Genomic DNA, 26677 nt, shown 5'->3' with positions numbered 1-26677 from the left:
AATCAGCCCCCAGGAAGACCCCATGCCGGGCGCGCGCCGCATCGCCATCGTTCTCTTCAACCTCGGTGGACCGGACCGGCAGGAGGCCGTCCAGCCCTTCCTGTTCAACCTGTTCAACGACCCCAATATCATCGCGCTGCCCAATCCGTTCCGCTATCTGCTGGCGAAACTGATCGCCAAGCGCCGCGCGCCGGTCGCCCGCGCGGTCTATCAGAAGATGGGCGGCGGCTCGCCGATCCTGCCCAATACCGAAGTCCAGGCGCGGGCGCTGGAGGCGGCGCTGGGCGATCTCGGCCCTGGCACAGAGGTCGGATGCTTCATCGCCATGCGCTACTGGCATCCGTTCACCGAGGAGGCAGCAAAGGCCGTGCTGCAATGGGGCGCCGACGAAATCGTCCTGCTGCCACTCTATCCGCAATTCTCCACCACCACCACCGCCTCCTCCTACCGCGTCTGGAAAGCGGCGGCGCGGAAGCTCGGCCTCAAGGCACCGCAGCGCCTCGTCTGCTGCTATCCGGCCGAGCCCGGCTTTGTCGCCGCCCTCGCCGACATCACGGCTGGCGCCATCGCCAAGGCGCGGGCAGAAGCGCCCCAGGCCAGGCTCCGCGTCATCTTCTCGGCCCACGGCCTGCCGAAGAAGATCGTGGACAAGGGCGACCCCTATGTCGCCCAGGTCGAGGCCACGGTCGCCGCCACGGTGACGAAGCTGGGCCTCGCCGCTGACGACTGGATCATCGCCTATCAAAGCCGGGTGGGGCCGCTGGAATGGGTCGGCCCGGCCACCGACGTCGTGATCGAAGAGGCGGCCAGGGCCGGCCAGGCGATCGTCGTGGTGCCCGTCGCCTTCGTCTCGGAACATTCCGAAACCCTGGTCGAGCTCGACATCGAATATGGCGAGCTCGCCCATGAGGCGGGCGCCGCCGCCTATGTTCGCGCACCCACGGTCGATGCGCATGAACGCTTCATCGCCGGCCTCGCCGGCCTGGCGCGGGATGCCCTCGGCACAACCGCACCCATCCGGCCCGGCTGCACGCGCGACGCCTGCAAGGGCCGCGAGCAATGCGCCATGACGCAGGCGGGGGCGTAACGACGATGGACCTCTATCTCTGGCTGAAGGCGCTTCATGTCATCGCCATCATCGCCTGGATGGCGGGCATGCTCTATCTGCCGCGGCTCTATGTCTATCACTGCAAGGCCAAGCCCGGCTCGGAGATGAGCGAGACCTTCAAGGTGATGGAACGGCGACTCTTACGCGCCATCATCAATCCCGCCATGATCGCCGCCTGGGTGTTCGGCCTCTCCATGGCCTGGCTCGGCGATCTCTGGGGCGAGGCCTGGTTCCACGGGAAGCTCGCACTTCTCCTCGGCATGCAGCTCATCCATGCCGGCATGGCGCGCTGGCGCAGGCATTTTGCGGCGGACACCAACCGCCATCCCGAGCGCTTCTACCGCATCATGAACGAGGTGCCGACCTTGCTCATGATCGGCATCGTCATCCTGGTGATCGTGAAGCCGTTCTGACCCTTGCCGTCCGGCCGACACGCGAATTTCATCCGCTGCCTCTTGCGCCAGGTCAGGCGGATGCCTACCTCGGATTTGACAAGTATCGGTGATTCCGATAGGGCTTTTACCTGAGGTCCGGCTTCGCCTCCCAGGTCGAGCCAGCCTTTTCTTCGCAAATCCTCCGCCAGACCGTGCTCGCCAAGACCCGCCGACAGGCGGCCGATTGTCAGGTATAGCGGCGACCAGCCCGGCGACTAGTTTGCGAAGAAGCGCTCGACAGCCCGAATCCGGCAGCGTTCAGCCAGCGACATTCCCCATCGAGATCGCCTGCAGACACATCCGCCCGCATCCCGCCCATCCAGGGCATTAAGCGACCCTCAGCCCCACATTCCACAACTTTGAAAATCACATGAACCTTCAAGAACTTAAGCGCAAATCGCCAGCCGAACTCCTGGAGTTTGCGGAAAGCCTGCAGATCGAGAACGCCTCCTCGCTCCGGCGCCAGGACATGCTCTTTGCGATCCTGAAAAGCCTGGCCGACAACGACACGGCGATCTTCGGCGCCGGCGTCCTCGAAATCCTGCAGGACGGTTTCGGCTTCCTGCGCTCGCCGGAGGCCAATTACCTGCCCGGCCCCGACGATATCTATGTCTCGCCCTCCCAGGTGCGCCGCTTCGGCTTGCGTACCGGCGACACGGTCGAGGGCCAGATCCGGGGCCCCAAGGATGGCGAACGTTATTTCGCGCTCCTCAAGGTCAACACGATCAATTTCGAGGAGCCGGAGAAGATCCGCCACCGGATCAATTTCGACAACCTCACCCCGCTCTACCCCGACGAGCGCCTGAAAATGGAGCTCGAGGGCAAGGGCGACGACAAGATGCCCGAGCCCGAGGCGCTGCCGAAGAACGAGGCGGCACGGACCGTCGAGATGAGCCGGCGCGCGCTTAAGGCGCGCGAGAGCAAGGAACTGAACCGGGTCGACATCACCGGCCGCGTCGTCGATCTGATCTGCCCCATCGGCAAAGGCCAGCGTGCCCTGGTGGTGGCACCGCCGCGCACCGGCAAGACCGTGATGCTGCAGAACATCGCCAATTCCATCGCCGCCAATCATCCGGAAGCCTATCTCATCGTGCTGCTGATCGACGAGCGGCCGGAGGAAGTCACCGACATGTCGCGCTCGGTGAAGGGCGAGGTCGTCTCCTCCACCTTCGACGAACCGGCGGCGCGCCACGTCCAGGTGGCCGAAATGGTGATCGAGAAGGCCAAGCGCCTGGTCGAGCACAAGCGCGACGTCGTCATCCTACTGGATTCGATCACGCGCCTCGCACGCGCCTACAACACCGTGGTGCCGTCATCGGGCAAGGTGCTGACCGGCGGTGTCGATGCCAATGCGCTGCAGCGGCCGAAGCGCTTCTTCGGTGCCGCCCGCAACATCGAGGAAGGCGGGTCGCTCACCATCATCGCGACCGCCCTCATCGATACCGGCAGCCGCATGGACGAAGTGATCTTCGAAGAGTTCAAAGGCACTGGCAACTCCGAAATCATCCTCGACCGCAAGCTCTCCGACAAGCGCACCTTCCCCTCGATCGACATCACCAAATCCGGCACCCGCAAGGAAGAGCTGCTGGTCGACCGTGCGACGCTCTCCAAGATGTGGGTCCTGCGCCGCATCCTGATGCCGATGGGTGTCACCGATGCGATGGAGTTCCTGCTCGACAAGCTGAAGCATTCCAAGACGAATGCCGACTTCTTCCAGTCGATGAACCAGTAAGGAAAAGGGCCGGGGAAATTTCCCCGGCCCTTGTTCCATGTGGCGATGACCCGCTAGGCCTGCGCCGCCAGCACCCTCCTGAACGCCGGCCGCGCCGCCATCCGATTGCGATGCGCGAGCACCTTGGGGAACTGCGCCGGGTCGACACCGTCGCCTTCGAGCCAGGTCGCGATGGTGAACAGATAGGGGTCGGCGATGGTGAAGTTGTCGCCCATCACGAACGGCCCTGCGAACATCTCGTCCTCGATCAGGGCGAAGCAGGCGGCGATATTCTCCGGCACCTTGCGCTTCATCTCGGCGATGGCGGCCGCGTCATCCGCCCAGCGATAGCCGCGCGGCTTGTGGGCATGGGCGACATGCACGGTCGAGCAGAGATAGCTGTTGAAGGCCTGGATCCTGCCCAACTCGAAAGCATCGTTGAGCGGGGCGAGGTTCGCCGCGGGATGCGTCTGGGCGATGTAGAACAGGATGGCGGGCGTCTCTGTAAGGATGCCGCGATCGGTAACCAGCGCCGGCACGCGGCCCTTCGGGTTGATCTTCAGATAGTCGGGCTTGCGCTGCTCCTCTTTGGCGAAGTCCACCCGTATCGCCTCATAGACGGCCCCCGCTTCCTCGAGGGCGAGATGCGAGGCGAGCGCGCAGGTCTGCGGCGCGAAATAGAATTTCAGCATGACGGCCTCCGGCGCGGGACAGCATCGCGCCCGACGCTCTCACGCCAGGCGCGCCGTGTAAATCCTGACGGTCCGTGCCGGGCAGGCCTGCCGGCAGAGCGATACCGGCGACGATTCGGCCTCTCTTACGCGCCGTCGCCACGCCGGATCACGGCCCGCCGCGATTTCTTTTTTTGCCGCTCCCCGTGAACCACCCGGGCCGCCCCTGCCGTAGATTCCGCCGACGGATCACCCCGGCCGGGTTCTCGCTGCCGTCCATCGACAAAGCGACGCGGATTGCCATCCCGCAATCCGCCAAACCATTTGGGAGTGACTGAAGATGAAACTGAAGACCACCCTGCTTGCCGCCATCCTCGCCCCCGTGATCGGCGCCTGCGCCGCGCAGGCAGGCTCGGCGCCGAAGGACATCGTCGACACCGCGGCTTCGGCCGGCCAGTTCAACACGCTGCTGGCCGCCGCCACCGCCGCCGGCCTGGTCGAGACGCTGAAGGGCGACGGCCCCCTGACCGTGTTCGCGCCGACCGATGACGCTTTTGCGGCGCTGCCCGCCGGCACGGTCGACAACCTGCTGAAGCCCGAGAACAAGGACCAGCTGGTGAAGGTGCTCACCTATCACGTGGTCGCCGGCAAGGCCGAGGCCAAGGACGTGGTCGGCCTCGACATGGTGAAGTCGGTCGAGGGCAGCGATATCGACATCACCGCCGAGGGCGGCAAGGTGATGGTCAACGACGCCACCGTCGTCACCGCCGACATCGCCGCCAGCAACGGCGTCATCCATGTCATCGACAAGGTGATCCTGCCGCCGATGTAACCCTGTCGCCAAGGCGAAACCGGGTAGGGAGCGTGGCGGGCTGTCGGGCCCGCCACGCCTCTTTTCGTTTACCTATTTCCGCTGGCTTCGGCAGCACCAGCGACGGATAATTACGTAAGGCGACGGCGCATGCCAAGGCCCGCGCCGATCGCCACTGTTGCAATCGGGCTGGATTGTGGGGGGCAGACATGAATCTCGTTCCGGGTCGGGCCGGTCGTTACGCCGTGCCGATATTGTTGTCGATATTGCTGCTGGCGCTGTTGCCGGTCTTCACCGCGGCGGCGAACCCGCTGCCGGCACCCAGCGGGCCCGTTATTCTCACCATCGAGGGCGGCATCGCCCATAGCAATACCGCGGACGGCAAGGCGGCACTCGACCTCGCCATGCTGGAATCCCTGCCGGCCCGGACCATCGAAACGACGACGCCCTGGACCGAAGGTCCGCAGACCTTCACCGGCGTCCTGCTGGCCGATCTGCTGGCCCATGTCGGTGCCAGCGGCGATCGCCTTCATGCCATCGCCAGCAATGATTACGAGGTGACCTTTCCAGCGGGCGATGTCACCGATTACGGCGGCATCCTCGCCTATCAGCAGAACGGCGCCGCCTTGCCATCCGACAAGGGCCCGCTCTGGATCGTTTATGACTATGACAGCGACCCGCAATTGCTGGGCGACCGCTTCCAGAGCGCCTCGATCTGGAACCTCGTCACCCTGGCCGTGCGCTGAGCTTGCGCTAAGCGACGGGTGACCACATTTGCCTTGAAATTTAAGGGAACCTTAATCGCATCGTCGTATTGCTGAGGAGTTATTCCTCGTAACACGACAGCCCCCGGGAAAGACCCGCACCGCATGATCCGGTCGGACTGGACAGCACCAGTCGAGCTAGCCGGCCGAAGAATGCCCTTCGGGGTCGGCGCGTTCCTGGTGGTCGGGATTTATTTCCTTCTGGCCCGCGCCGGCCTCGCCTTCGCCCAGTTGCAGGAAAGCGCCTCGCCGATCTGGCCGGCCTCGGGCTTTGCCGTGGCAGCCCTCACCCTGCTTGGGCCCCGCTTCGCCCCGGCCATCTTCCTCGCTGCCCTCGCTGCCAATTGGTTCACCGGCGGGCTCGTCACGGCCCTTCCGATCGCTCTCGGCAATACATTGGAGGCACTCGCCGGCGCCTGGCTGATTACCCGTCTTGGCCGGATCGACCGCGATCTCCTGCCCCTGACGCGAATGGCCGGAATCACCGCCGCAGCACTGCTGGCCTCCCTTGTTTCCGCCGCGATCGGCACCGCCAGCCTGGCATTGGCGGGCGTGCTCGACGACCTCTCGCGGAGCGCCATCGCCTTCACCTGGTGGGCCGGCGATGCGCTGGGCATCCTGCTGCTGACACCCCTGCTGCTGGCCCTTGCGGAACGAAACGGTGCGCGCGCCGTGCCGATGCCGGGTGACGCGATCCCGGCGCAATCATGGCTGTCCCGCATCCCTGCTGGCCGCCGGAGCGTCATTGCTGCCGCCCTCCTCTTCGCTCTTGCCCTTGCCCTCCTGGTCGTCATCCATCCGGTCGCCGCGCCAGCCCTCTTCCTGGCCCTGCCGGCCTTCGCCCTCGTGGCCTGGCTGGCCGGCGGGCTCCTGGCGCATCTTGCCCTTCTCATTCTCGCCGCCATCTGGCTGGTCGCCACCAGCAGCTCGGCGTTCGGTCCCTTCACCGGCCACGACCTCAATGCCGCCATCATCGACACGCAGATATTGCTGGCGGGCTTCGCCATCGGCACCATGACCTTCGCCGAGTTGCGCGCGGTCAGGTCGCCCTTGCCCCTCCTCGTCTTCACGCTCGGCTGCGTCATCGCCGGCATCACCTTTGCCGCCCTGCGCTACGAACAGCAGCGCATCGATGCGCGGCATCTCATCAATGTCGCCGAGCGCGTGCAGCAGCAGATCGCCAACCGCATGGGGATCTATGTCAACGCCCTGCGCGGCGGGGCCAGCCTCTATGCCGCCTCGCGCTCGGTCAACCGCCAGGAATGGCGCGACTATGCCCAATCCCTCGACATGCCGCGGCATTATCCGGGCGTCCTCGGCATCGGCGTGGTACTGCCCGGCGACAAGGCCAGTGCCACTTCCTTCACCTATGCCATGCGCCGCGACGGCCGGCCCGATTTCACCATCCACCCGGTGCCGGGCGTGGATCCCGAAGCAGCCGCCTACACGCAGCACTTCACCATCGTCTATATCGTGCCGGAGGAACCGAATCAGGCCGCCATCGGCCTCGACCTTGCCAGCGAGCCCAACCGCCGCCTCGCCGCCCTGAAGGCGCGCGATTCCGGCAACCCGGCGATGACGGCGCGCATCATCCTGGTGCAGGACGCAAAGCGACAGCCGGGTTTCCTGGTCTTCGTGCCGATCTACCGCCAGCCAGGCGGTGCCACAGATATCGAGACCCTGCGCTGGTATTTCCACGGCTGGATCTATGCGCCCTTCCTCGCCGCGGATTTCTTCAGCCATGCGATGATCACCGAAAGTGCCGAACTGCGCCTGCGCATCCATGACGGGCCGGATGCCGATCCGGCCGAACTGGTCTTCGACAGCGGCACCGATCCGGCCGCTCCCTTTCGCGCCAGCCATCGCAGCCGCATGTACCTGCTTGGCCACGAGTTCACCCTGGAATGGCAGGAATCGCCGCTCTTCGACCGGCAGGACCCCTTCATCCCGACCACACTCAGCGCCGGCGGACTGGTCTTCGCTTCCCTGCTTGCGGCCCTCGTCGCGGCCCTCCTCAGCCAGAAGGACCGCGCGCAGTATTTCGCCGACCGCATGAGCGCCGCCCTCGCCCTTGCCAATGAGCGCTTCGAACTCGCCGTCGATTGCAGCCAGGACGTGATCTGGGACCACAACATCCGCACCGACCAGATCTGGTCCAGCCCGCGCATGGCGCAACTCTACGGCTGGGGCCACGAGGATATCAGGGACCGCTACTGGGAATTCTGGCAACAGGTAATGGGGCCCGAGACCTATGCCGATTTCCGACGGCAATATGACGAACTGGTCGCCGGGAAACGGGATGACATCGATGCCGTCTTCCGCTGTCGGCATCGTGATGGCCGCCCGCTTTACGTCCAGACACGCTGCCGGTCACTGCGCGACGCCGACGGCAAGGTCGTGCGCGTGATCGGCGTTGATACCGACATCACTTTAGTCAAGCAGCTGGAAATCCGCCTGCGCGATGCGATCAGCGTGATGGAGGATGGCTTTGGTTTGTTCGATGCCGATGACCGCGTGGTCCTCTACAACGATCGCTTTATCGACGAAGGCACGCGCAAGGTGATCGGTGACCCGACCGGACACACCTTCGAGGAGATCCTGCGTGCCTTCGCCTACAACGACATGCCGGTAACCGATCCCGCCTTCGATCGCGAGGCCTGGATCGAGCAGCGTCTGGGACGGCACCGGAATCCGCCGGAAGAGCCGATCGAGGTCACCTGGGGCGACGGCCGCATCATGCGCATCAGCGAAAGGCGCACCAGCGATGGCGGCTATGTCGGCATCTGGACCGACGTCACCGAGATCAAGCGGCTCGGCCAGCGTCTCGAGGCGGCGATCGGCACCATCACCGACGGCTTCGCCCTCTACGATGCCGAAGACCGGCTGATCATCGCCAATGATTCCTTCATAACACCGACCATGCGCCGGCATTTCGGCGAGCGCGTCAACGGCATCAGCTTCACCGAGCTCTACCGCGCCTATGGCGAGATCGAACTCGGCTTCAGCGGCGAGGCGCTCGAGACCTGGTTCGCACGGCGCCTCGAGCTGCATCGCAATCCGCCACCCGACCCCTTCGAAGTGGCCATGCCGGACGGCCGGGTGCTGCGCGTCTTCGAACGGCGCACTGGCGAGGGCGGGACCGTCGGCACCTGGACCGACATTACCGCACTCCGCCGCGCCGAGCAGCGCCTGAAGGACGCCATCGAGAGCATCAACGAAGGCTTCCTGCTGCTGGATGCCGATGGCCGCTATGTGGTCTTCAATTCGCAACTGCTCAAGCTCTACCCGAAGACGGCGCCCCATGTCGCGGTGGGTGGCTCCTTCGCCGAGGCCCTGCGCAAGGGCGCCGAGGCGGGCGAGTATCCGCACCTGGATACGCCGGAACAGATCGACGCCTTCGTCGCCGAATGGTCAGGGCGCTTCCGCGACAAGACGCCCTTCCAGGGCGCGGCGCCACTTGCCGGCGGCGGCTGGGTCCTGGTCAGCCACCGCCCGACGGCGGAAGGCGGCTCGGTCAACATCTATACCGACATCACCGACCTCAAGGCGCGCGAAAGCGACCTCGCCGAGGCCAATATCCGCCTGCAGCAGCAGGCGCAGGCGCTGACCCTGCTGGCCGAGGAGTTGCGCGCCGCCAATCTTGCCGCCGAACAGGCCAATATCAGCAAGTCGCAGTTCCTCGCCAATATGAGCCACGAGCTCAGGACGCCGCTCAACGGCATCATCGGCTTTTCCGACATCATCCGCCGCGAACTCTTCGGCCAGATCACGCCCGCGCGCTACCGTGACTATGCCGAGGACATTCACCAGAGCGGCGCGCATCTGCTCAATCTCATCAACGATATTCTCGACCTCTCGAAGATCGAGGCCGGCAAGATGTCGCTGCGGATCGCGGCGATCCCGACCGACGACGCCGTCGCCCAGGCCCAGCGCATGGTGCAGCCGCTGGCCGACAGCCGCCGCATCACCCTGCATCCGCCGGTGATCGAGGATTGCCCGCTGCTCCATGCCGACGAGCGGCAGCTGAAGCAGATCCTGCTCAACCTGTTGTCCAACGCGGTCAAGTTCACCCCGGAAGGCGGCGAGGTCCGCGTCGCCATCCGCAGCGATGGCGACGCCGGCGCCGTCATCACCATCGCCGATACCGGCATCGGCATGTCGCCCGACGAGATCCGCATCGCCCTCGAACGCTTCGGCCAGGCGGATTCCTCGCTCGCCAAATCGACCCCCGGAACCGGCCTCGGCCTGCCCCTGGTGGACGGCCTCGTCAAGCTGCATGACGGCAGGCTGGAGATCGCGAGCGAGAAGGGCCAGGGCACCACCGTCACCGTGCGCCTGCCCTGGCACAAGGATCTGCAACGATCGGTCTAGCGTGTTTCAATATTGCCTGGATTCGACAGATTGTTCTCGTCATGCCCGGGCTTGTCCTGGGCATCCAGTTCAGCGGCCGCGACACTGGATCCTCGGGACTTCGCCCGGGGATGAGGATGAAGGCGGCTGTTTCAGGAAAACGTGAAACGATCTAGGGCGCTTCTGCCGTCGCCGGCACGCGGCGGAAGACGCCCTCGTAATCCAGCACGAGGCCGTCGCCATCGACCGGCAGATGCGCGCGGAAATTGCCGTCAAGATTTTCGTAGAGATAGCGCCCGTCGCGCAGCAGCGTATAGCCTTGGCGCATCGGCTTCACGGTGATCTCCGGCCCCGAGACCGCATCGACCCAGGCCATGGCATATTCGGCGCGGCTATCGGGGGCGGCGGGCGGCGCGCGGCGAATCGGGAAGGTATTGGTGAAGGGCGTCGGCCAGATGTCGATATCGATGCAACCGGCAAGATGCGGCAGCGCGGCACCGCTGCCGTCGCGCCAGTTGCCGGCGCCATTATGCGCCAGTTCCAGCGACTGGCACGTAGCGCCCATCCGCCGTTCGATCGCCGCCTTGCGCAGGAACCAGGCCGCGTCCCATTCCAGGCGGTAATCGACCCGGAACGAGACGCCGCCTTCGGTCATGCCGAGGATGACGCTCTCCGCCCAGCCTTCCTGCGGGCCTTCCTGCAGCACCAGGCGCTCCATCCCGATGCCGGGAAACCGCGCATTCCAAACGGGCTGCCAGCAGATGACGCGGGCGGCCATGAGGCCCTGCCCCTTGGCCGCCTCCCTCAAGGCAGCAGCACGACGGAGCCGGTCGTCTTCCGGCCCTCGAGATCGCGATGCGCCTGGGCGGCGTCCTTCAGCGGATAGGTATGGTTGACGGCAATCCTGACGATGCCCTTCGCCACCACATCCATCACCGCATGGGCCGACAATTCCAGTTCCGCGCGGGTGCCGGTATAGGCGGCAAGCGTCGGGCGGGTGAGGAAGATCGATCCCTTCTGCGAGAGGGTGAGGGGCTCGATCGCCGGCACCGGCCCCGAGGCATTGCCGAAGGTGACCAGATAACCACGGGGTCTGAGGCAATCCATCGAGGGAATGCAGGTATCCTTGCCGACACCGTCATAGACCACATGCACGCCCTTGCCGTCGGTGATCTCGCGCACCCGCTTGACCCAATCCTCGGCGCGGTAGTCGATCACATGGTCGGCGCCCAGCGCCTTCGCCTTGGCGCATTTCTCGGCCCCGCCGGCGGTGCCGATGACCGTGGCACCCAGATGCTTCAGCCATTGCACCGCGATCGAGCCGACGCCACCCGCCGCGGCATGGAACAGCACCCAGTCGCCCGCCTTCACCGGATAGGTGCGGCGAATGAGGTATTCCGTGGTCATGCCCTGCAGCATCATCGCGGCAGCGGTCTTGTCGTCGATGGCATCCGGCACCTTGACCGCCTTGTCGGCGGGATAGTTGCGCCATTCGGCATAGGCGCCGGCAGGGGCCGCGCAATAGGCGACGCGGTCGCCGACCTTGAGCGCGCTGACACCGTCACCAACCGCCCGCACGATGCCGCAGCCCTCGAGGCCGAGGCCCGAGGGAAGGGCCAAGGGATAGAGCCCGCTGCGATGATAGGTGTCGATGAAATTGAGGCCGCAGGCCTTGTTCTCGATGGTGATCTCGCCCGGCTTCGGCGCCTCGAGCTTCACCTTCTCCCAGCGCATCACCTCGGGTCCGCCAGTCTGCGCGAAACGGATGGCATGGGTTTCAGTAGGAATGGTCATGGGGTCTTGCTCCGCGGATCGGTTTGCTGGAAAGCATAGCGGGCGTATCGGCGAACGTCATCCCCGGTCACGCGCGATGGCCACGCGCGATGGCCACGCGCGATCACATCAGTTGTCATGGTCCGCGCAGGCGGGCCATCCACGATTTTGTCAGCACGTGAAAAAACAACTCGTGGAACCCCCCGCCTTCGCGGGGGATGACAACAAGCATCGGGCGAGCCATTTCCCCCGCTACGCCGACCCTTCTACGCCGCCTGGGCCAGCTCGTTCTCGCGATAGGCGACGAGGTCGGCGATGGTGAGATAGGGAAAGCCGTTGCGCCGGGCATAGGCCTTGGCCTGGCGGCCGCGCAGCATCTCGCCATCCCTGGTCATCAGCTCGCACAGGATCGCGGCGGAACCCAGCCCGGCCAGCACCGCGAGATCGACCGAGCCCTCGGTATGCCCGCGCCTGGTCAGCACGCCGCCGGGCTGCGCCCGCAGCGGGAACATATGGCCGGGGCGCACGAAATCCCCCGGCTTGGCATGTGGCGCGATGGCGGCCTTCACGGTGGCAAGGCGGTCGGCCGCCGAGACACCGGTGGTAGTGCCGAACCTGGCATCGATCGATACGGTGAAGGGTGTGCCGAAGCGGCTGTCATTGTTGGTCGCCATCATCGGCAGATCCAGCCGCTCCACCGTGGCGCCGTCGAGGCACAGGCAGACGATGCCGCTGCAATCGCGGATCATGCGGGCCATGACGTCATGGCTGAGCGTGGCGGCGGCGGCCACCAGATCGGCCTCGTTCTCGCGGTCGTCGTCATCGGCCATGACCACCGGCAGGCCGGATTGCATGGCGGTGATGCCGGCGGCGACACGCGCCCGGACGCGACCAAGTTCAAGTTGGGAAATCAGTTTCGGCATGGTGAAACGCTCCTCGCAAAGGGTTGCGACAAACGTTCCAGGGCGATCTCGTGAAATGAGCCCTGGGCAGAATCCCGCGCGCAGGGCGCGGGACCGCCAGGGCGGCCGTCACGATCTCGTCTTCTTTCATCCGGACTATGACCGTCGGCCCAGGAATTGCCGCTGGCGCAGCGCACCTGATCTGCTGACCCGGCAGGATCAGTTCCTGCCGGCGCTCGCGGGCTCGATCCAGGGTCGCCCCTAAATCCTACCGCCGGTGGGGACTTTCACCCCGCCCTGAAGACGTATTGACGGGGGCACCATGGCAGGCGGGAAGCAGGGGCGTCAAGGCGCCGCGGCGGCCTGAAATGACGGATTTCCGCCAAATCATCCCCTCAGAACAGCCGGCCCTGGCCTTTTTCCAGATCCAGCAGAAAGCGTTTGGCGGTGAGGCCGAGATCGCCGCTATAGCCGCCCAGCGCCGCGGCGCCGATGACGCGGTGGCAGGGAATGATGACGGCGATCGGGTTCTGGCCGCAGGCGCTGCCGATGGCGCGGGCGTCATTGCCGGTGGCCTCGCCGCCGATCAGGGCCGAAAGATGGCCATAGCGCCGCGTCTCGCCATAGGGAATGCGCAGCAGCATGTCCCAGACATGGCGGGCGAACTCGCTGCCCGCATAGCGCAACGGCAGGTCGAAGCGGGTAAGCCGGCCGGCAAGATAGGCCTCGACCTGGCGCTTCGCTTCCTCGGCCAAGGGATTGGATACCAGCACCCCGGGCTCGATCGCACGCCAGTGCAACTGAGTCACCGCTTCCTCATCGGCACGGATGTCGATCCAGCCGATGGCCGTGCGGAGGATCGCGCCGGTCGGGACGAATGCGGGTTCGGAACTTGCCACGGCCACCATGTCCCGCCGGCGCGTTATCGCTGCCAGTTCCGCACCAGTTCCACCAGCTCGGCGACATGCTCGGGCGGCGTTTCCGGCACGATGCCGTGACCAAGGTTGAAGATGAAGGGACCATGGCCGAGCGTATCGAGGATGCGCGTCGCAGCAAGGCGCATGCCCTCACCACCCACCACCAGCCATTGCGGGTCGAGATTGCCCTGCAAAGCGAGGCGACCCTGCAATTGGGTGAAGGCCCAGTCCAGCGGCACGCCGGTATCGAGGCCAAGGCCATGCATGAAGGGCTGCCGCGCAAAATCGAGATAGCCGGCGCCGGCGCCGCGCGGAAACACGATCACCGGCACGTCCGGATGGCTCATCCTGACCCGGTCGATGATCGCCTTCATCGGCTGATAGCACCAGCGCAGCAGACCCGCATGGTCCAGCGACCCAGCCCAGCTGTCGAACAGCTGCAGCGCCTCGGCCCCCGCCTCGATCTGGGCATTGAGATATTGCGCCGTCGCCTCGACCACCAGATTGATGAGGCGCTGGAAGGAATCCGGCCGGCCATAGGCCCAGGCCTTGATCCTGGCATAATCCTTGGACGAGCCACCCTCGATCATATAGCTCGCTACCGTCCAGGGGGCACCGGCAAAGCCGATCAGTGCCGTTTCCGCCGGCAGTGCGGCACGGATCCCGCTCACCGCCTCATAGACCGGCTTCAGGCGCTGATGGAACTGGTCCATGGTAAGGCGCGCCACCGCCGCATCATCGGCCAGCGCCTCCAGCACCGGACCACGGCCTTCCTCGAAGGCAACCTTCTGGCCGAGGGCATGCGGCACCACCAGGATGTCCGAGAACAGGATCGACGCATCGAAGCCGAAGCGGCGGATCGGCTGCAGCGTCACCTCGATCGCATGTTCCGGGCTGTAGCAGAGGTCGAGGAAGCTGCCGGCCTTCGCCCGCGTCGCCCGGTATTCCGGCAGATAGCGCCCGGCCTGGCGCATCAGCCAGACAGGCGGCCGGGACAGGGTCTCGCCGCGCAGGGCACGTATCAGCAGCTTGTCGGCCGTCTTCATGATGAGTTTCCGCCTTTCCCGATCCGGTTCCCTTCCTACAACTCTAATAGATAAGACTCTAGGTGGAAGATGATGATGTGCGGTGAATCAGTTGAATCCCCGGAATTCCCGGCATCCTCGACAAACGCCTGGGGAAATCCGGTCCCGGCCGCGGGATGGCGCAACCCCGGCAAAAGTCCCGGGACAAATCGGTTGGAATGCCGCCTGGTTCGCCACTTCCCTGTCACCGGGAATGACGTGGATAACGGGGATCGGCTGGTCGAGAACAGTGCTGCCACACTTATCCACGTGACTCGAACCGGGCAGGCAGCAGGCTTGTCAGGCGGGAAAAGCAATGTCATGAGTCGAGAGGCAACGGGGACAGATCCGGTGCACCCCTTTTATCCACAGAATTCCGGCCGCTTATCAACGGCTGCCCTGTGGACGAGTGAATGATTGACCTCGTGCGGCAAAGTATCGGCGCCGCAAGACCGGCAGGCAAGGAATGGCTGCGACGACCTCCACCAGTGACCAGCAAAATTTGGTGCCGCCGGTTGCGGCCCAGCTGCACCTGCATCTGGTTTCGGATGCGACCGGCGAGACGCTGAATTCGGTGACGCGCGCCTGCCTGGTGCAGTTCGAGCGCGCGCATCCGATCGAGCATCATTGGACGCTCATCCGCACCACCGGCCAGATGGACAAGGTCTTGGCCGGCATCGAGGCGCATCCCGGCCTGGTCCTCTTCACCGTGGTCAATGACCGCCTGCGCGAGCATCTGCTGGATGGCTGCCGGCGCCTCGGCGTCAAGCATGTCTCGGTGCTCGATCCCATCATGGGGGCGCTTACGGAACATTTTGGCCAGGCAGGGCGCGGCCTCTCCGGCCGCCAGCATGCGCTCGACGCCGAATATTTCGACCGCATCGCGGCGATGGATTTCGCCCTCATCCATGATGACGGCCAATCGGCCCGCACCTATGACGAGGCGGATGTCATTCTCCTCGGCGTCAGCCGCTCGTCGAAGACGCCGACCTGCATCTATCTTGCCAATCGCGGCATCAAGGCGGCCAATGTGCCGCTGGTGCCCGGCTGCCCGCTGCCGCCGGAACTCTTTCTGGTGAAGAAGCCGCTCATCGTCGGCCTCACCAAGGATGTCAACCAGCTGGTGCAGATCCGCCGCAACCGCCTCGCCATGATCGCCAAGGACGAGCAATCCGACTACATCGATCCGCAATCGGTGCGCGACGAGGTGGCCCAGGCGCGGCGGCTCTGTTCCGAACATGGCTGGCCGCTGATCGACGTCACCCGCCGCTCGATCGAGGAAACGGCCGCCACCATCATCCAGATGCTCTCCGAACACCGCGACAAGCGCCTCGCCGAAGCAAAGTGAGCATGCCGCAGCTGATCCTCGCCTCCGGCAGTGCGACGCGGGCTCGGCTGCTGTGCGAAGCGGGCCTCGATTTCGAGATCATGAAGCCCGCCGTCGACGAGGCGGCGGTGAAGGAAAGCTGCCGCGCCGAGAATGCCTCGGTCGAGGAAACCGCCACCCTGCTGGCGGGGTTGAAGGCCGCTGCGGTGGCGCGGCGCTGCCCTGCCGGTTGCTTCGTCCTCGGATCCGACCAGATGCTGGCATGCGACGGCGCCTGGTTCGACAAGCCGGCGGATGTGGCCGCGGCGCGGGAACAATTGCGTGCCCTGCGCGGGCGCGCGCATGTCCTCCTGTCGGCTGTCGTGCTGCTGAAGGACGGCAGCCGCATCTGGCACCATGTCGACCGGGCCGAGCTCACCATGCGCGCCTTCTCGGACGATTTTCTCGAGGATTATCTGGCCCGCGCCGGCGCCGACGTGCTGGGCAGCGTCGGCGCCTATCAGCTGGAAGGCCTGGGCGCGCAATTATTCGCCCGCGTGCGCGGCGACTACTTCACCATCCTCGGCCTGCCGCTTCTCCCCGTGCTTGCGATCCTCCGCGAACATGGCATGGTGGCTTCATGAGCGGCGAGATCTTCACCCATAGCGGCCGGACCAGGGTCGCCGGCGTGTTCGGCTGGCCGGTCAGCCATTCGCGTTCCCCGCGCCTCCACGGCTACTGGCTCCGGAAATACGGCATCGACGGCGCCTATCTCCCTTTCGCGACCACGCCCGAGGACATCGTCGAGGCGATCCGGGCACTCCCTAAACTGGGTTTCCGTGGCGCCAATGTGACGTTGCCGCACAAGGAGACGGCCTTCGACGCTGTCGACGACATCAGCCCGCGCGCGCGGCGCATCGGCGCCGTGAATACGCTGATCGTCCAGGAGGACGGCGGCATCCTCGGCGACAATACCGACGGCTTCGGCTTCCTCGAACATCTGCAGGCGAGTGCCCCCTCCTGGCGCGCCGATGCCGGCAGTGCCGTCATCCTCGGTGCCGGCGGCGCCGCGCGCGCCATTGCCGTGGCGCTGCAGGATGAGGGCGTCAGGCGCGTCGTCATCGCCAATCGCAGCATCAGCCGGGCCGAGGAACTGGCCAAGGAACTGGGCGCGCTCGAGGTCGTCGCCTGGGAGGAGCGCGGCGCGGCATTGAAGGACGCCGCCCTCCTCGTCAACACCACCCAGCTCGGCATGACCGGCCAGCCGGCGCTGGAGATCGATTTGGGCGCCCTGGCACCCGAAGCCGTGGTCGACGACATCGTCTATGCGCCGCTGGAAACGGGGCTGCTGGCTGCCGCCCGGGCACGCGGCCATGTCGTGGTCGACGGTATCGGCATGCTGCTGCACCAGGCCCGACCCGGCTTCGAGGCCTGGTTCGGCCGCGCGCCGGAAGTCGATGCCGCCCTGCGCGATTTCGTGCTGGCGGGGTGACTTTCCGCGGCGGCGCTCACTTCTTCCCGAAGATCGCCTCCGCCATCAGCTCGACCGCCGTTGCAGGATCGAGCCCGCTTTCGAGAACCAGCGCGCGCCAGGTGGGGAAGGCGAGGGCGAGATGGAGCAGGGCCAACTGGTGCCGGTCCAGTCTTTCCCCCAGGATGCGGGCATAGGCGGCCATGATCGGGCCGTGCCGGCGGGCCAGGATCTCGCGCGTCGGCGCGTGCCACTCGGCATCGCGCAGCACGGCGGCCAGCAGCCCGGCATTGCGCCCGTACCAGTCATAGAGGGCCCCAAGCCCGGCCTTCAGCCGCTTGCGCGGCCGCTCGATCCCCGCCCAGGCATTGGGATCGGGCTGGGGGTCGCGCTCCAGGACCAGGCCGGAGCAGGCCTCGAACAGGCTGCCCTCGTCGGGGAAATGGGCATAGAGCGTGTGCCGCTGTACGCCGGCTCGCTCGGCGATCATGCTGTAGGTGGTGCGGGCGGGGCCGACCGAGCCGTGCAGTTCGACCGTCGCCGCCACGATCCGCTTGCGTGTTTCCGCTGTCAGGGCGGCGCGGCGCGCTTGGCGATAGGGGCGTTTCGCGCCCGGATGGGTTTCGGCGGGACCTGTGACGTCCGTCATATTTGGGTGCACACTTGTGTTTCTTTAATTGACCGGTGCCGGCATTTTAGATACACATCGCCGTGTATTCAATTGAGATTTGCCTGAAGGAGGTCCCCATGGAGACGAAAATTGCCGAAATCGCTGATGGCATCTACCGCCTCTCCACCCTGGTGCCGGAAGTGGCGCCGCCCGACGGCTTTACCTTCAACCAGTTTCTGGTGAAGGGCGAGGAGGCGCTGCTGTTCCATACCGGGCCCCGGCGCATGTTCCCGCTGGTCCAGGCGGCGGTGGCACGGATCATGCCGCCTGAAAAGCTGCGCTGGATCAGCTTCGGCCATGTCGAGGCGGATGAATGCGGCGCCATGAACGACTGGCTGGGGGTGGCACAACGGGCCGAGGTGACCCATGGCGCCACCGCCTGTTTCGTCTCGCTCAACGACCTCGCCGACCGGCCGCCCCGGATGCTGGAAGAGGATGCCGTGCTGGATCTTGGCGGCAAGCGCCTGCGCTTTCTGCCGACCCCGCACCTCCCCCATGGCTGGGAGGCCGGGCTTTTCCACGAGGAGGCGACGGGAACGCTGCTTTGCGGCGATCTCTTCTCGCAGGTGGGCGACGGCCCGGCCTTGACCGGGGGCGACATCCTCGGCCCCGCCATCGCCGCCGAGGACATGTTCCATGCCTCCAGCCTGCACCCGGAATCGGGTGCCCTGCTGCGCCGCCTCGCCGCCCTGCGGCCGCAAAAGCTCGCCCTCATGCACGGCCCCAGTTTCGAGGGTGACGGCCGCGCGGCACTGCTCGCTCTGGCCGATGATTACGACCGGCGCGCCCATTCCACTGGCGCGACCCACTAACGTTTTGACATCACGTGGTTTTTCGCCAGTTGATTAAGTCCGGGGTCACCCCTATCTTGCGCGCCAATCAATCCCGTGGGGCGACCCACCCTTGGGGCGACCCCCCCTGGGCCGACCCGCCGGGACCGACCCCCCGCTTTTTCGTGGCCAAATGACCGACCTCGCGCATATCCGCAATTTCTCCATCGTCGCCCATATCGATCACGGCAAGTCGACCCTGGCCGACCGCCTGATCCAGTATTGCGGCGGCTTGACCGACCGCGAGATGACCGAACAGGTCCTCGACAACATGGAGATCGAGAAGGAGCGCGGCATCACCATCAAGGCGCAGACCGTGCGCCTCAACTACAAGGCCGACAATGGCGAGACCTATCAGCTGAATCTCATGGACACGCCCGGCCATGTCGATTTCGCCTATGAGGTGTCGCGCTGCCTCGCCGCCTGCGAGGGTTCGCTGCTGGTGGTCGATGCCAGCCAGGGGGTCGAGGCGCAGACGCTGGCCAATGTCTACCAGGCGATCGACCACCACCACGAGATCGTGCCAGTCCTCAACAAGATCGACCTGCCGGCGGCCGAGCCCGCCCGCATCAAGCAGCAGATCGAGGACGTGATCGGCATCGACGCATCGGAAGCAGTCGAGATCTCGGCCAAGACCGGCCTCAACATCAAGGGCGTGCTGGAAGCCATCGTCACCCGCCTGCCAGCACCCAAGGGCGACCGCAACGCGCCCTTGAAGGCGATGCTGATCGACAGCTGGTACGACCCCTATCTCGGCGTCGTCATCCTGCTGCGCGTCATCGACGGCGTGGTCAAGGTGAAGACCCAGGCGCGCATGATGGCGGCGGGGGCGGTCTACGAGATCGACCGCGTCGGCTGCTTCACGCCGAAGCAGACCCAGGTCGCGGAATTGGGCCCGGGCGAGGTCGGCTTCATCACCGCCGGCATCAAGGCGGTGGCGGATTGCAAGATCGGCGACACCATCACCGATGACAAGAAGCCCTGCGCCCAGGCCCTGCCCGGCTTCAAGCCCTCGATACCGGTGGTGTTCTGCGGCCTCTTCCCGATCGACGCCGCCGATTTCGAGACCTTGCGCGAAAGCATGGGCAAGCTCCGCCTCAACGACGCCAGCTTCCATTACGAGATGGAAACCTCAGCGGCCCTGGGCTTCGGCTTCCGCTGCGGCTTTCTTGGCCTCCTCCATCTCGAGATCATCCAGGAGCGGCTGGAGCGCGAGTTCAACCTCGACCTCATCACCACGGCGCCCTCGGTGGTCTACAAGATCCATATGAATGACGGCTCGATGATCGAGCTGCACAACCCGGCCGACTTCCCCGACGTGGTCAAGATCGACCGCATCGAGGAGCCCTGGATCAAGGCCACCATCATGGTGCCGGATGAATATCTGGGCTCGGTCCTGAAGCTCTGCCAGGAGCGGCGCGGCCTGCAGATCGACCTCACCTATGCCGGCAGCCGCGCCATGGTGGTCTATCGCCTGCCCTTGAACGAGGTGGTGTTCGATTTCTACGACCGCCTGAAATCGATCAGCCGCGGCTATGCCAGTTTCGACTATCACCTCGACGGCTATGAGGAGAGCGACCTCGTCAAGCTCAACATCCTGGTGAATGGCGATCCGGTCGATGCGCTTTCCTGCATCGTCCACAAGTCACAGGCCGACAGCCGCGGCCGCGTGCTGTGCGAGAAGCTGAAGGATCTCATCCCGCGCCAGCTCTTCAAGATCGCGATCCAGGCCGCGATCGGCGCCAAGGTGATCGCCCGCGAGACCGTGGCCGCCTTGAGGAAGGACGTCACCGCCAAATGTTATGGCGGCGACATCAGCCGCAAGCGCAAGCTTCTCGAGAAGCAGAAGGAAGGCAAGAAGAAGATGCGCCAATACGGGAATGTCGAGATCCCGCAAAGCGCCTTCATCGCCGCCCTCAAGATCCACGAATAGGGCGGATGGCGCCGCGGCGGCAGCGGGTCAGTTGCTGCTGCTGCGCCCGAACGCGACCAGCACCACCGCGAGCAAGGCCAGCGTCAGCCAGAGCGGCAGGCTGATGAAGGGCAGCAGGATGCCGTTCCACAGCAGGCTGGAGAATTCGCCGACCACGCTCTGCAGCGACATCAGGCTGCCGGCATGGATCATGGCCCAGAGCCGGGCCAGCGAGATGGTCTGCCAGGTGGGCTTCAGGGCACCCAGCGAGAGGTCCAGCACCAGCATCACCAAAGCGGCGGCAAGGCAGGCAAGACCGGCGATGCGGATCGGGTTCATGGATCTCGTCCCAGGGGGCTGGTGCCCCGCAACTTCCGTCCCCTCCGGATCCTCCCCGGATCCCCTCTGGACCGGGCCAGCATGCCCCGAACGCGGGGATTTCGCCATAGGAATCAACACGTAACCGGCATTTGAGACGCATTGGCGGGATTTCCGGACCTGCCCTATTGCCAGCCCGCCCCCCCTTCGCTAGTTTCCCGCCCGCATCAGCCACATGCCCCGGAACCGCCAGGCTCCGACAGGTTGGAGAGATGGCCGAGTGGCTTAAGGCACACGCTTGGAAAGCGTGCATAGGGTAACACCTATCGTGGGTTCGAATCCCACTCTCTCCGCCACCCTTCGCCCTGCGGGCTTCGGGTGGCAGGCCACCCAATTCTCCAATCATCGCCGCACAGCCCGCTTCACCGCCACCCGCTTGCGCCTCTTGCCGCCGCTTTTGGCAGCCTTTCTCCCGGCCAGTGACACCAGGCGGCGGAATTTCGGGCATTCCATATGCGAAGGCGCGCGGCAGTGGGCGACGTGGCGCAGCGTGTCGCGCAAGGCGGTGAGCTTGCGGATCTGCTGCTCGAGTTCCAGGGCCTTCTCCTCAAGCGTCGCGCGCGGCAGATCGGGGAGGCCGTTGCGGCCGAACATGCCGGCGATCTCGTCGAGCGAGAAGCCGGCGGCCTTTCCCATGGCGATGAGATTGAGCTGCAGCAGCACCTCGGGCGGAAAGACCCGCCGCAGGCCGCGGCGCGCGACCGAGGTGATCAGCCCGACTTCCTCGTAATGGCGCAGCGCCGAGGGGCGCAGCCCGCTTATTTCCGCAACTTCCCCAATATCGAGCAATTTCATGCTTGACCTCAAGTTGACTTGAATTCGTAGCCTGTACCCGAAACGCCCATCAGGCAAGACGAAATCAAGACAAGAGGTCATCATCATGGAACAGGCATTGGCGCCGGCCCAGGTGCCGGAATTACGGACAAAAGACGCAAGCAGCGAGGCACACAGAAAGACAGACAGCAAGCGGGGCATCACGGCGGCCTTGGCGCTCGCCATGCTGCTGGCCTCGCTCGGCACCAGCATCGCCAATATCGCGCTGCCCAGCCTGACGCTGGCTTTCGGTGCCCCCTTCATCGAGGTGCAGGGGGTGGTGGTGGCCTATCTGGCGGCGTTGACGGTGGCGGTCGTCATCGCCGGACGTCTCGGCGACCGCTACGGGCTGCGGCGCATGCTGCTTCTGGGCCTCGGCCTCTTCGCCGCCGCTTCCCTGCTCTGCGGTTTCGCAAATGACCTATCCCTGCTGATCGGCGCGCGCGCCCTGCAGGGTGTGGGCGCTGCCTTCCTGATGACGCTGCCGCTGGCGCTGATGCGCGCCCATGCCGGTCAAGGGCGGATCGGGCGCGCCATGGGCATGCTCGGTTCGGTCTCGGCACTGGGGACGGCACTCGGCCCGTCACTGGGTGGCCTGCTGCTGCCCTTCTTCGGCTGGCGCGGCATCTTTCTGGTGCAGGTACCGCTGGCGCTGCTGGCGCTCAGCCTCGTTTTCCTGCTGCTGCCGCGGGAATCGGGTGAGGCGACGGCAAAAAGCCCGGAATCAGGAACCCACGCGCCGTCCGGTGCACCGATCTGGGCCAATCTCGTCGCCAATCTGCTGGTCGCCGCCGTGATGATGACGACGCTGGTGGTGGGACCCTTTTATCTCGATTTCGGCCTGGGTCTTTCCGCGCTGCTGGTCGGCCTTGTCCTCTCGCTGGGTCCCGTCGTCTCGATCCTTGGCGGCATTCCTTCCGGCCGCCTGGTCGATCACTGGGGCGCCGGGCGCGTCGTGATGCTGGGGCTCGTCCTGCTGGCGGCGGGTGCTTTCCTGCTGGCCATGCTGCCGGGTGCTCTTGGCCTCGGCGGCTATGTCCTCGGCATTCTCGTCCTCACGCCGGGCTATCAGCTTTTCCAGGCCGCCAACAACACGCTGGCCCTCGCGGGCGTGTCGGCGGCGCGGCGGGGTGCCGTCTCCGGCCTGCTCGGCCTCGCGCGCAATATCGGGCTGATCGCCGGCGCCTCGCTGATGGGGGCGGTCTTTGCCCTCGGCACCGGCACGGCAATCGGCAGCGGCGATTTCACCCACACGGCACCCGATGCCATCGCGACGGGCCTCAACCTCACCTTCCTGCTGGCCGGCGGAATGATGCTGGCGGCAATCGCGATCGCCGGCGGCCGGCTGACCATGTCTCCGGCCGCCACCGCCAGGATCTGAAGGAGCCGGCGATCACCCGGGCGGCGGGTGACAGCGCCCGCCGCTTCCCATAGATTGCGGCCTCGCACTCATCCCTGGCAGCGCGGGCGGAACGCAATTCCATGAGTTATGGACTCTATATCGGGCGCAATCATACCGCCGACGGCATCGCCTATCTCGCCGGCTATGGCGACGAGCCATCGAGCCACTGGCTGGAGATCGTGCCGGCGGCCGATCATGCGCCGGGTGCCGGCATCAGGGTTGGGGTGACGCCGCAGGCCGACCTTCCCGGCAGCCTCAGCGAGATCCCGCAGGTGGCGCACACCTTCCGCCATCTGCGCGTCAGCTATTCACATTATCTGGGTGTGCCGGCGCCGCTCACCAATGGCGGGCTCAACGAGCATGGCGTCGCCGTGCGCGACATCTGGTCGAGCTCGCGCGACGAGCTCATCGCGCTGACGCCGGCCGACCAGACGGGTCCCAATTATTCCGACCTCGCGCGGCTCGTCCTCGAACGCGCGCGCTCGGCCCGCGAAGGCGTCGATCTCATCGCCGCACTCATCGCCGAGCATGGCTATGCCGATTACGGCGGCAATTCGCATCTCATCGCGGACGCTGACGAGGCCTGGGTGGTGATCGAGTTCTCGGGCGGCAAGGGACTCTGGGTGGCCGAGCGATTGGGTCCCGACAGCATCCGTGCCTCGCGCCCCGGCTATGTCGGCGTGATCCCGGCGGCACCCAATGCCGATTTCCTGTTCCCGCCGCATTTCATCGAGACGGCCGTGGCACTCGGCTGGTACGACCCGGCGCAGGGTCCCTTCGACGTGAACGCGGTCTATGGCGATGGCAAGGGGCGCTGGGACGGTGTCCAATGGATCGAGGGCGAAATGGCGCGCCGCGCCGCGCGCCCCGAAAAGATCGGCCTTGCCGATATCGCCTGGGCGATTGCCACCGAGAAACTGACCGGCGACACGGCCGGCTATGGCCAGATCGTGCCGCTGGCGACACCGGTGCATCCGGATCTCCGCATCCTCTGGCATGCACCCGTGGGTGCCGTGACGGCACCGCTGGTGCCGGTGGCCCTTGGCATCACCGAGGTGCCGGCGGAATTCGCGCAGCATCGCTATCTCACCGATGGCGAGGCAGCCCGCTTCCAGGACGAGCGCCATGCGGTCAGTCGGCCGGATACGCTGTCCCACGTGCCACAGGGGGTGGAGGCGACGCGGTCGGCGGTCCATGTCTACAAAAGGCTGATGCAGCTCTGCTTCCAGGCCCCCGCGCCGTTCCTCGCCGAGACCTTCGACCACTGGCGCCGGACCGAGCAGCATCTTGCCGCCGAGCTCGCTGACGTGCTCAAAAGTGCCGAGATCCTGCTTGCCGCCGGGGAGCAGCGCCTCGCCCGCCGGCTCCTCACCGATCATGCGGCGACGCGCCTGCTGCATTGCCTCGACGCGGCCGAGGCGCTGGTCTCGGCCGCCCTCGTCCGGCAGCGGGTGATGGGTGCGCTCAATCTCGACCGCGTGCCGAAGCGACCGGAACAAATCTGGTGAGCGGACCGTGCTGAAGCTCGACCACCTCACCATCATCGCGCCGACCCTCACCGAGGGTGTGGCGCATGTGCGCGACTGCCTCGGTCTCGACGTGCCCTTCGGCACGCGCCACCTTTACATGGGCACGCACAATCACCGGCTGCAACTGGGCGCCAACCGCTATCTTGAAATCGTGGCGCTTGATCCGGCGGGAACCAGGCCGCCCCGAGCGCGCTGGTTCGGTCTCGACGACCAGGAAAGGGTCCGGGCCGATTGGAAGGAAGGCCGCCGGCTGCGCGGTTGGGTTGCCAGTACCGCGGCGATCGATGCGGTTCTCCACGGGCGTCGCGGGATCTTCGGCGACAAGGTCGCCCTGCCCTTTGCCGAACCGAGCTTCTGCTTTGCCATTCCGGCGGATGGCAGGCTGCCGCTTGATGGTGCCGCCCCCTCGCTGATCGACCACCTCGGCGATCCCACCTCGATGGAGGATATTCCCGATCTCGGCGCCCGCCTGCAGGCGCTCACCCTGGAACATCCCGACCCGGCGATGATCGCGGTCCTCTATCGCGACCTCGCCATCATAGACCCGCCGGTCCTTCGGCAGGGTGCGACGCTGCGCTACCACGCCCTGATTGAAACCCCGGCGGGCTTGCGGGAATTGACCTGACCCCTCAGCACGGCAGGCTGCAACAAAGGGGCGGCGATGTTCGTATACCGGTGCAGGAGATCGCGGCGGCGGGCTTGTTTCGCGACCCGTCGACGCCAGATAATGGAAGCCATCGATCACGGGAGACAGACATGAGCACCGCGACCAAGAGTTTTCCCGTCACCCGCTCGGAGGCTGAATGGCGCCAGCGCCTGACGCCGGAGCAGTACCGCATCATGCGCGAGCATGGCACCGAGCGGCCGGGTTCCTGCGCGCTGCTGCTCGAGAAGCGGGCCGGTACCTTCACCTGCGCCGGCTGCGATCAGCCGCTCTTCGCGGGCGGCACCAAGTTCGAGAGCGGCACCGGCTGGCCGAGCTTCAATGACCCCCTGTCCGGCGCCGTCGAGACCAGCACCGACCGGAGCCATTTCATGGTCCGGACCGAGGTGCATTGCGCCACCTGCGGCAGCCATCTCGGCCATGTCTTTGAGGACGGCCCGCCGCCCACGCATCTCCGTTATTGCATCAACGGTGTGGCGATGAACTTCACGCCGACGGAAGGCTGACCCGCGCTTCCGGCTGGGGATGGCAGGCCGGCGGCCGCGCAGCACCGGCGCGCCCGGCCAGCATCACCCGTGACTCCAGTTTCACCGCGACTCCAGTATCACCGTGACGGGGGTCACGCCTGCTTCCATCCCTGGTTGTCACACCGGGATATAGCACCTAGGATAATTGCTTGAGAACGATCCGGCTCGCCGGATCCGGTGCCGGCTGCGAGCGGGCGGCGCCACGACGCAGCATAGCTTTCGGGGGAAAAATGCGCCGTCTCACTGCCGTGCTGGCCATGATCGCCGGCCTGTTGATCTCGGTGAACACCGTATCGGCCGATGCGCCGCGCCTCGCCCTGGTCATCGCCAATTCGAAATATACCGGCGGCATGGATCCGCTGGTCAACCCGGCCAATGACGGCGCACTGGTCAGGCAGACCCTCGAGCGCCTCGGCTTCCAGGTGACGCTGCTCAACGATGCCGACCAGCGCAGCATGAAGCGCGCCATCGCCGATTTCGGCTCGGCGCTGGAAGAGGCCGGTCCGGAAACCACCGCGCTCTTCTATTATGCCGGCCACGGCCTGCAGGTGAACGGCTTCAACTATCTGATCCCGGTCAATGCCGATATCCGCAAGGAAGCCGATGTCGATATCGAAGGGGTGGCGGCGGAAAACATCCTGCGGCAGATGGAATTCGCCATGCCGAAGAC

At 65.7% G+C, this 26677-nt stretch carries 25 protein-coding genes, 1 tRNA gene and 1 riboswitch; of the genes, 17 read left to right on the top strand and 9 right to left on the bottom strand.

Features of this window, described 5'->3' with window-relative positions:
- Positions 1-22 precede the first annotated feature (22 nt).
- From hemH to rho, 3 genes are all read left to right on the top strand, one after another.
- Positions 23-1087 (top strand): ferrochelatase, encoded by a 1065-nt coding sequence (gene hemH / locus A8950_RS08770; RefSeq protein ID WP_133613290.1) that lies wholly within the window; start codon positions 23-25, stop codon positions 1085-1087.
- Between the two features lie 5 nt (positions 1088-1092).
- Positions 1093-1521, top strand: coding sequence for a protoporphyrinogen oxidase HemJ (hemJ, locus tag A8950_RS08765; RefSeq protein ID WP_133613289.1), 429 nt, complete (start codon positions 1093-1095; stop codon positions 1519-1521).
- Positions 1522-1912: 391 nt separating this feature from the next.
- Positions 1913-3274: a transcription termination factor Rho gene (rho, locus tag A8950_RS08760; RefSeq protein ID WP_133613288.1), complete on the top strand. Its 1362-nt coding sequence runs from the start codon at positions 1913-1915 to the stop codon at positions 3272-3274.
- A 53-nt stretch (positions 3275-3327) separates the two neighbouring features.
- Here rho and A8950_RS08755 read toward each other — a convergent pair whose 3' ends face one another.
- Positions 3328-3945, bottom strand: a complete 618-nt coding sequence (locus A8950_RS08755; protein WP_133613287.1) for a glutathione S-transferase family protein — start codon at positions 3943-3945, stop codon at positions 3328-3330.
- A 319-nt stretch (positions 3946-4264) separates the two neighbouring features.
- Here A8950_RS08755 and A8950_RS08750 point away from each other — a divergent pair, with 319 nt between their 5' ends.
- The 3 genes from A8950_RS08750 (at position 4265) to A8950_RS08740 (ending at position 9870) form a co-directional block, all read left to right on the top strand.
- The gene (locus tag A8950_RS08750; protein ID WP_133613286.1) at positions 4265-4756 is read left to right on the top strand and encodes a fasciclin domain-containing protein; all 492 of its coding nucleotides are present in this window, start codon (positions 4265-4267) and stop codon (positions 4754-4756) included.
- 188 nt (positions 4757-4944) lie between these two features.
- Positions 4945-5481: a molybdopterin-dependent oxidoreductase gene (locus A8950_RS08745; RefSeq protein ID WP_133613285.1), complete on the top strand. Its 537-nt coding sequence runs from the start codon at positions 4945-4947 to the stop codon at positions 5479-5481.
- Positions 5482-5652: 171 nt separating this feature from the next.
- On the top strand, positions 5653-9870 hold the full coding sequence (locus A8950_RS08740; RefSeq protein WP_166645078.1) for a CHASE domain-containing protein: 4218 nt from the start codon (positions 5653-5655) through the stop codon (positions 9868-9870).
- A gap of 151 nt (positions 9871-10021) precedes the next feature.
- Here the strand turns inward: A8950_RS08740 and A8950_RS08735 are convergent, their stop codons facing one another.
- The 5 genes from A8950_RS08735 to hemE all read right to left on the bottom strand — a co-directional run bounded on the left by A8950_RS08735 (position 10022) and on the right by hemE (position 14487).
- Positions 10022-10627 (bottom strand): putative glycolipid-binding domain-containing protein, encoded by a 606-nt coding sequence (locus A8950_RS08735; RefSeq protein ID WP_133613283.1) that lies wholly within the window; start codon positions 10625-10627, stop codon positions 10022-10024.
- 26 nt (positions 10628-10653) lie between these two features.
- Complete coding sequence (locus tag A8950_RS08730; protein ID WP_133613282.1) at positions 10654-11643, bottom strand: quinone oxidoreductase family protein; 990 nt, start codon at positions 11641-11643, stop codon at positions 10654-10656.
- 245 nt (positions 11644-11888) lie between these two features.
- A complete protein-coding gene (gene ribB, locus A8950_RS08725) occupies positions 11889-12545 on the bottom strand; it encodes a 3,4-dihydroxy-2-butanone-4-phosphate synthase (protein WP_133613281.1) in 657 nt (218 codons plus the stop codon).
- Positions 12546-12659: 114 nt separating this feature from the next.
- Positions 12660-12833: riboswitch (FMN riboswitch) on the bottom strand.
- 86 nt (positions 12834-12919) lie between these two features.
- Positions 12920-13423: a methylated-DNA--[protein]-cysteine S-methyltransferase gene (locus A8950_RS08720; protein WP_166645077.1), complete on the bottom strand. Its 504-nt coding sequence runs from the start codon at positions 13421-13423 to the stop codon at positions 12920-12922.
- Between the two features lie 23 nt (positions 13424-13446).
- Positions 13447-14487: a uroporphyrinogen decarboxylase gene (gene hemE, locus A8950_RS08715; protein WP_133613279.1), complete on the bottom strand. Its 1041-nt coding sequence runs from the start codon at positions 14485-14487 to the stop codon at positions 13447-13449.
- Positions 14488-14971: 484 nt separating this feature from the next.
- Between hemE and A8950_RS08710 the strand changes: the two genes are divergently transcribed.
- The 3 genes from A8950_RS08710 to A8950_RS08700 are packed head-to-tail and all read left to right on the top strand — an operon-like array spanning position 14972 to position 17303.
- Positions 14972-15853: a pyruvate, water dikinase regulatory protein gene (locus A8950_RS08710; RefSeq protein WP_133613278.1), complete on the top strand. Its 882-nt coding sequence runs from the start codon at positions 14972-14974 to the stop codon at positions 15851-15853.
- 2 nt (positions 15854-15855) lie between these two features.
- Entirely contained in the window at positions 15856-16455 is a 600-nt protein-coding gene (locus A8950_RS08705) for a Maf family protein (protein ID WP_133613277.1), read from the top strand.
- On the top strand, positions 16452-17303 hold the full coding sequence (locus tag A8950_RS08700; RefSeq protein ID WP_133613276.1) for a shikimate dehydrogenase: 852 nt from the start codon (positions 16452-16454) through the stop codon (positions 17301-17303). Before A8950_RS08705 ends, A8950_RS08700 begins: the two co-directional genes overlap by 4 nt.
- Positions 17304-17319: 16 nt before the next feature.
- Here the strand turns inward: A8950_RS08700 and A8950_RS08695 are convergent, their stop codons facing one another.
- The gene (locus A8950_RS08695; protein WP_133613275.1) at positions 17320-17931 is read right to left on the bottom strand and encodes a TetR/AcrR family transcriptional regulator; all 612 of its coding nucleotides are present in this window, start codon (positions 17929-17931) and stop codon (positions 17320-17322) included.
- A 98-nt stretch (positions 17932-18029) separates the two neighbouring features.
- Here A8950_RS08695 and A8950_RS08690 point away from each other — a divergent pair, with 98 nt between their 5' ends.
- Positions 18030-18764 carry an oxygen-binding di-iron domain-containing protein gene (locus tag A8950_RS08690; protein WP_133613274.1) on the top strand — a complete coding sequence of 245 codons (735 nt, stop codon included), beginning with the start codon at positions 18030-18032 and terminating at the stop codon, positions 18762-18764.
- A gap of 151 nt (positions 18765-18915) precedes the next feature.
- A complete protein-coding gene (gene lepA, locus A8950_RS08685; RefSeq protein WP_133613273.1) occupies positions 18916-20715 on the top strand; it encodes a translation elongation factor 4 in 1800 nt (599 codons plus the stop codon).
- Between the two features lie 27 nt (positions 20716-20742).
- On the opposite strand, the gene A8950_RS08680 is transcribed toward lepA, so the two are convergent.
- Positions 20743-21033, bottom strand: a complete 291-nt coding sequence (locus A8950_RS08680; RefSeq protein ID WP_133613272.1) for a hypothetical protein — start codon at positions 21031-21033, stop codon at positions 20743-20745.
- Positions 21034-21278: 245 nt separating this feature from the next.
- On the opposite strand from A8950_RS08680, the gene A8950_RS08675 reads away from it, so the two are divergent.
- A tRNA-Ser gene (locus tag A8950_RS08675) sits at positions 21279-21368 on the top strand.
- Positions 21369-21414: 46 nt separating this feature from the next.
- Here A8950_RS08675 and A8950_RS08670 read toward each other — a convergent pair.
- Positions 21415-22071, bottom strand: coding sequence for a helix-turn-helix domain-containing protein (locus tag A8950_RS08670; protein ID WP_243735583.1), 657 nt, complete (start codon positions 22069-22071; stop codon positions 21415-21417).
- On the opposite strand from A8950_RS08670, the gene A8950_RS08665 reads away from it, so the two are divergent.
- The 5 genes from A8950_RS08665 to A8950_RS08645 all read left to right on the top strand — a co-directional run.
- Positions 22058-23266, top strand: coding sequence for an MFS transporter (locus A8950_RS08665; protein WP_243735582.1), 1209 nt, complete (start codon positions 22058-22060; stop codon positions 23264-23266). The genes A8950_RS08670 and A8950_RS08665 overlap by 14 nt on opposite strands.
- A gap of 101 nt (positions 23267-23367) precedes the next feature.
- Entirely contained in the window at positions 23368-24795 is a 1428-nt protein-coding gene (locus A8950_RS08660; protein WP_133613269.1) for a C69 family dipeptidase, read from the top strand.
- A gap of 7 nt (positions 24796-24802) precedes the next feature.
- Entirely contained in the window at positions 24803-25441 is a 639-nt protein-coding gene (locus A8950_RS08655; protein ID WP_133613268.1) for a VOC family protein, read from the top strand.
- Positions 25442-25572: 131 nt separating this feature from the next.
- Positions 25573-25986 (top strand): peptide-methionine (R)-S-oxide reductase MsrB, encoded by a 414-nt coding sequence (gene msrB / locus A8950_RS08650; RefSeq protein ID WP_133613267.1) that lies wholly within the window; start codon positions 25573-25575, stop codon positions 25984-25986.
- A 251-nt stretch (positions 25987-26237) separates the two neighbouring features.
- Positions 26238-26677: caspase family protein (locus A8950_RS08645; RefSeq protein WP_133613266.1), on the top strand; the 440-nt coding region annotated here is incomplete at its 3' end.

The sequence above is a fragment of the Dongia mobilis genome (assembly GCF_004363235.1).
GTDB lineage: Bacteria > Pseudomonadota > Alphaproteobacteria > Dongiales > Dongiaceae > Dongia > Dongia mobilis.
The sequence above is the reverse complement of the archived record's forward strand: the minus strand, read 5'-3'. Positions and strand labels throughout refer to the sequence as shown.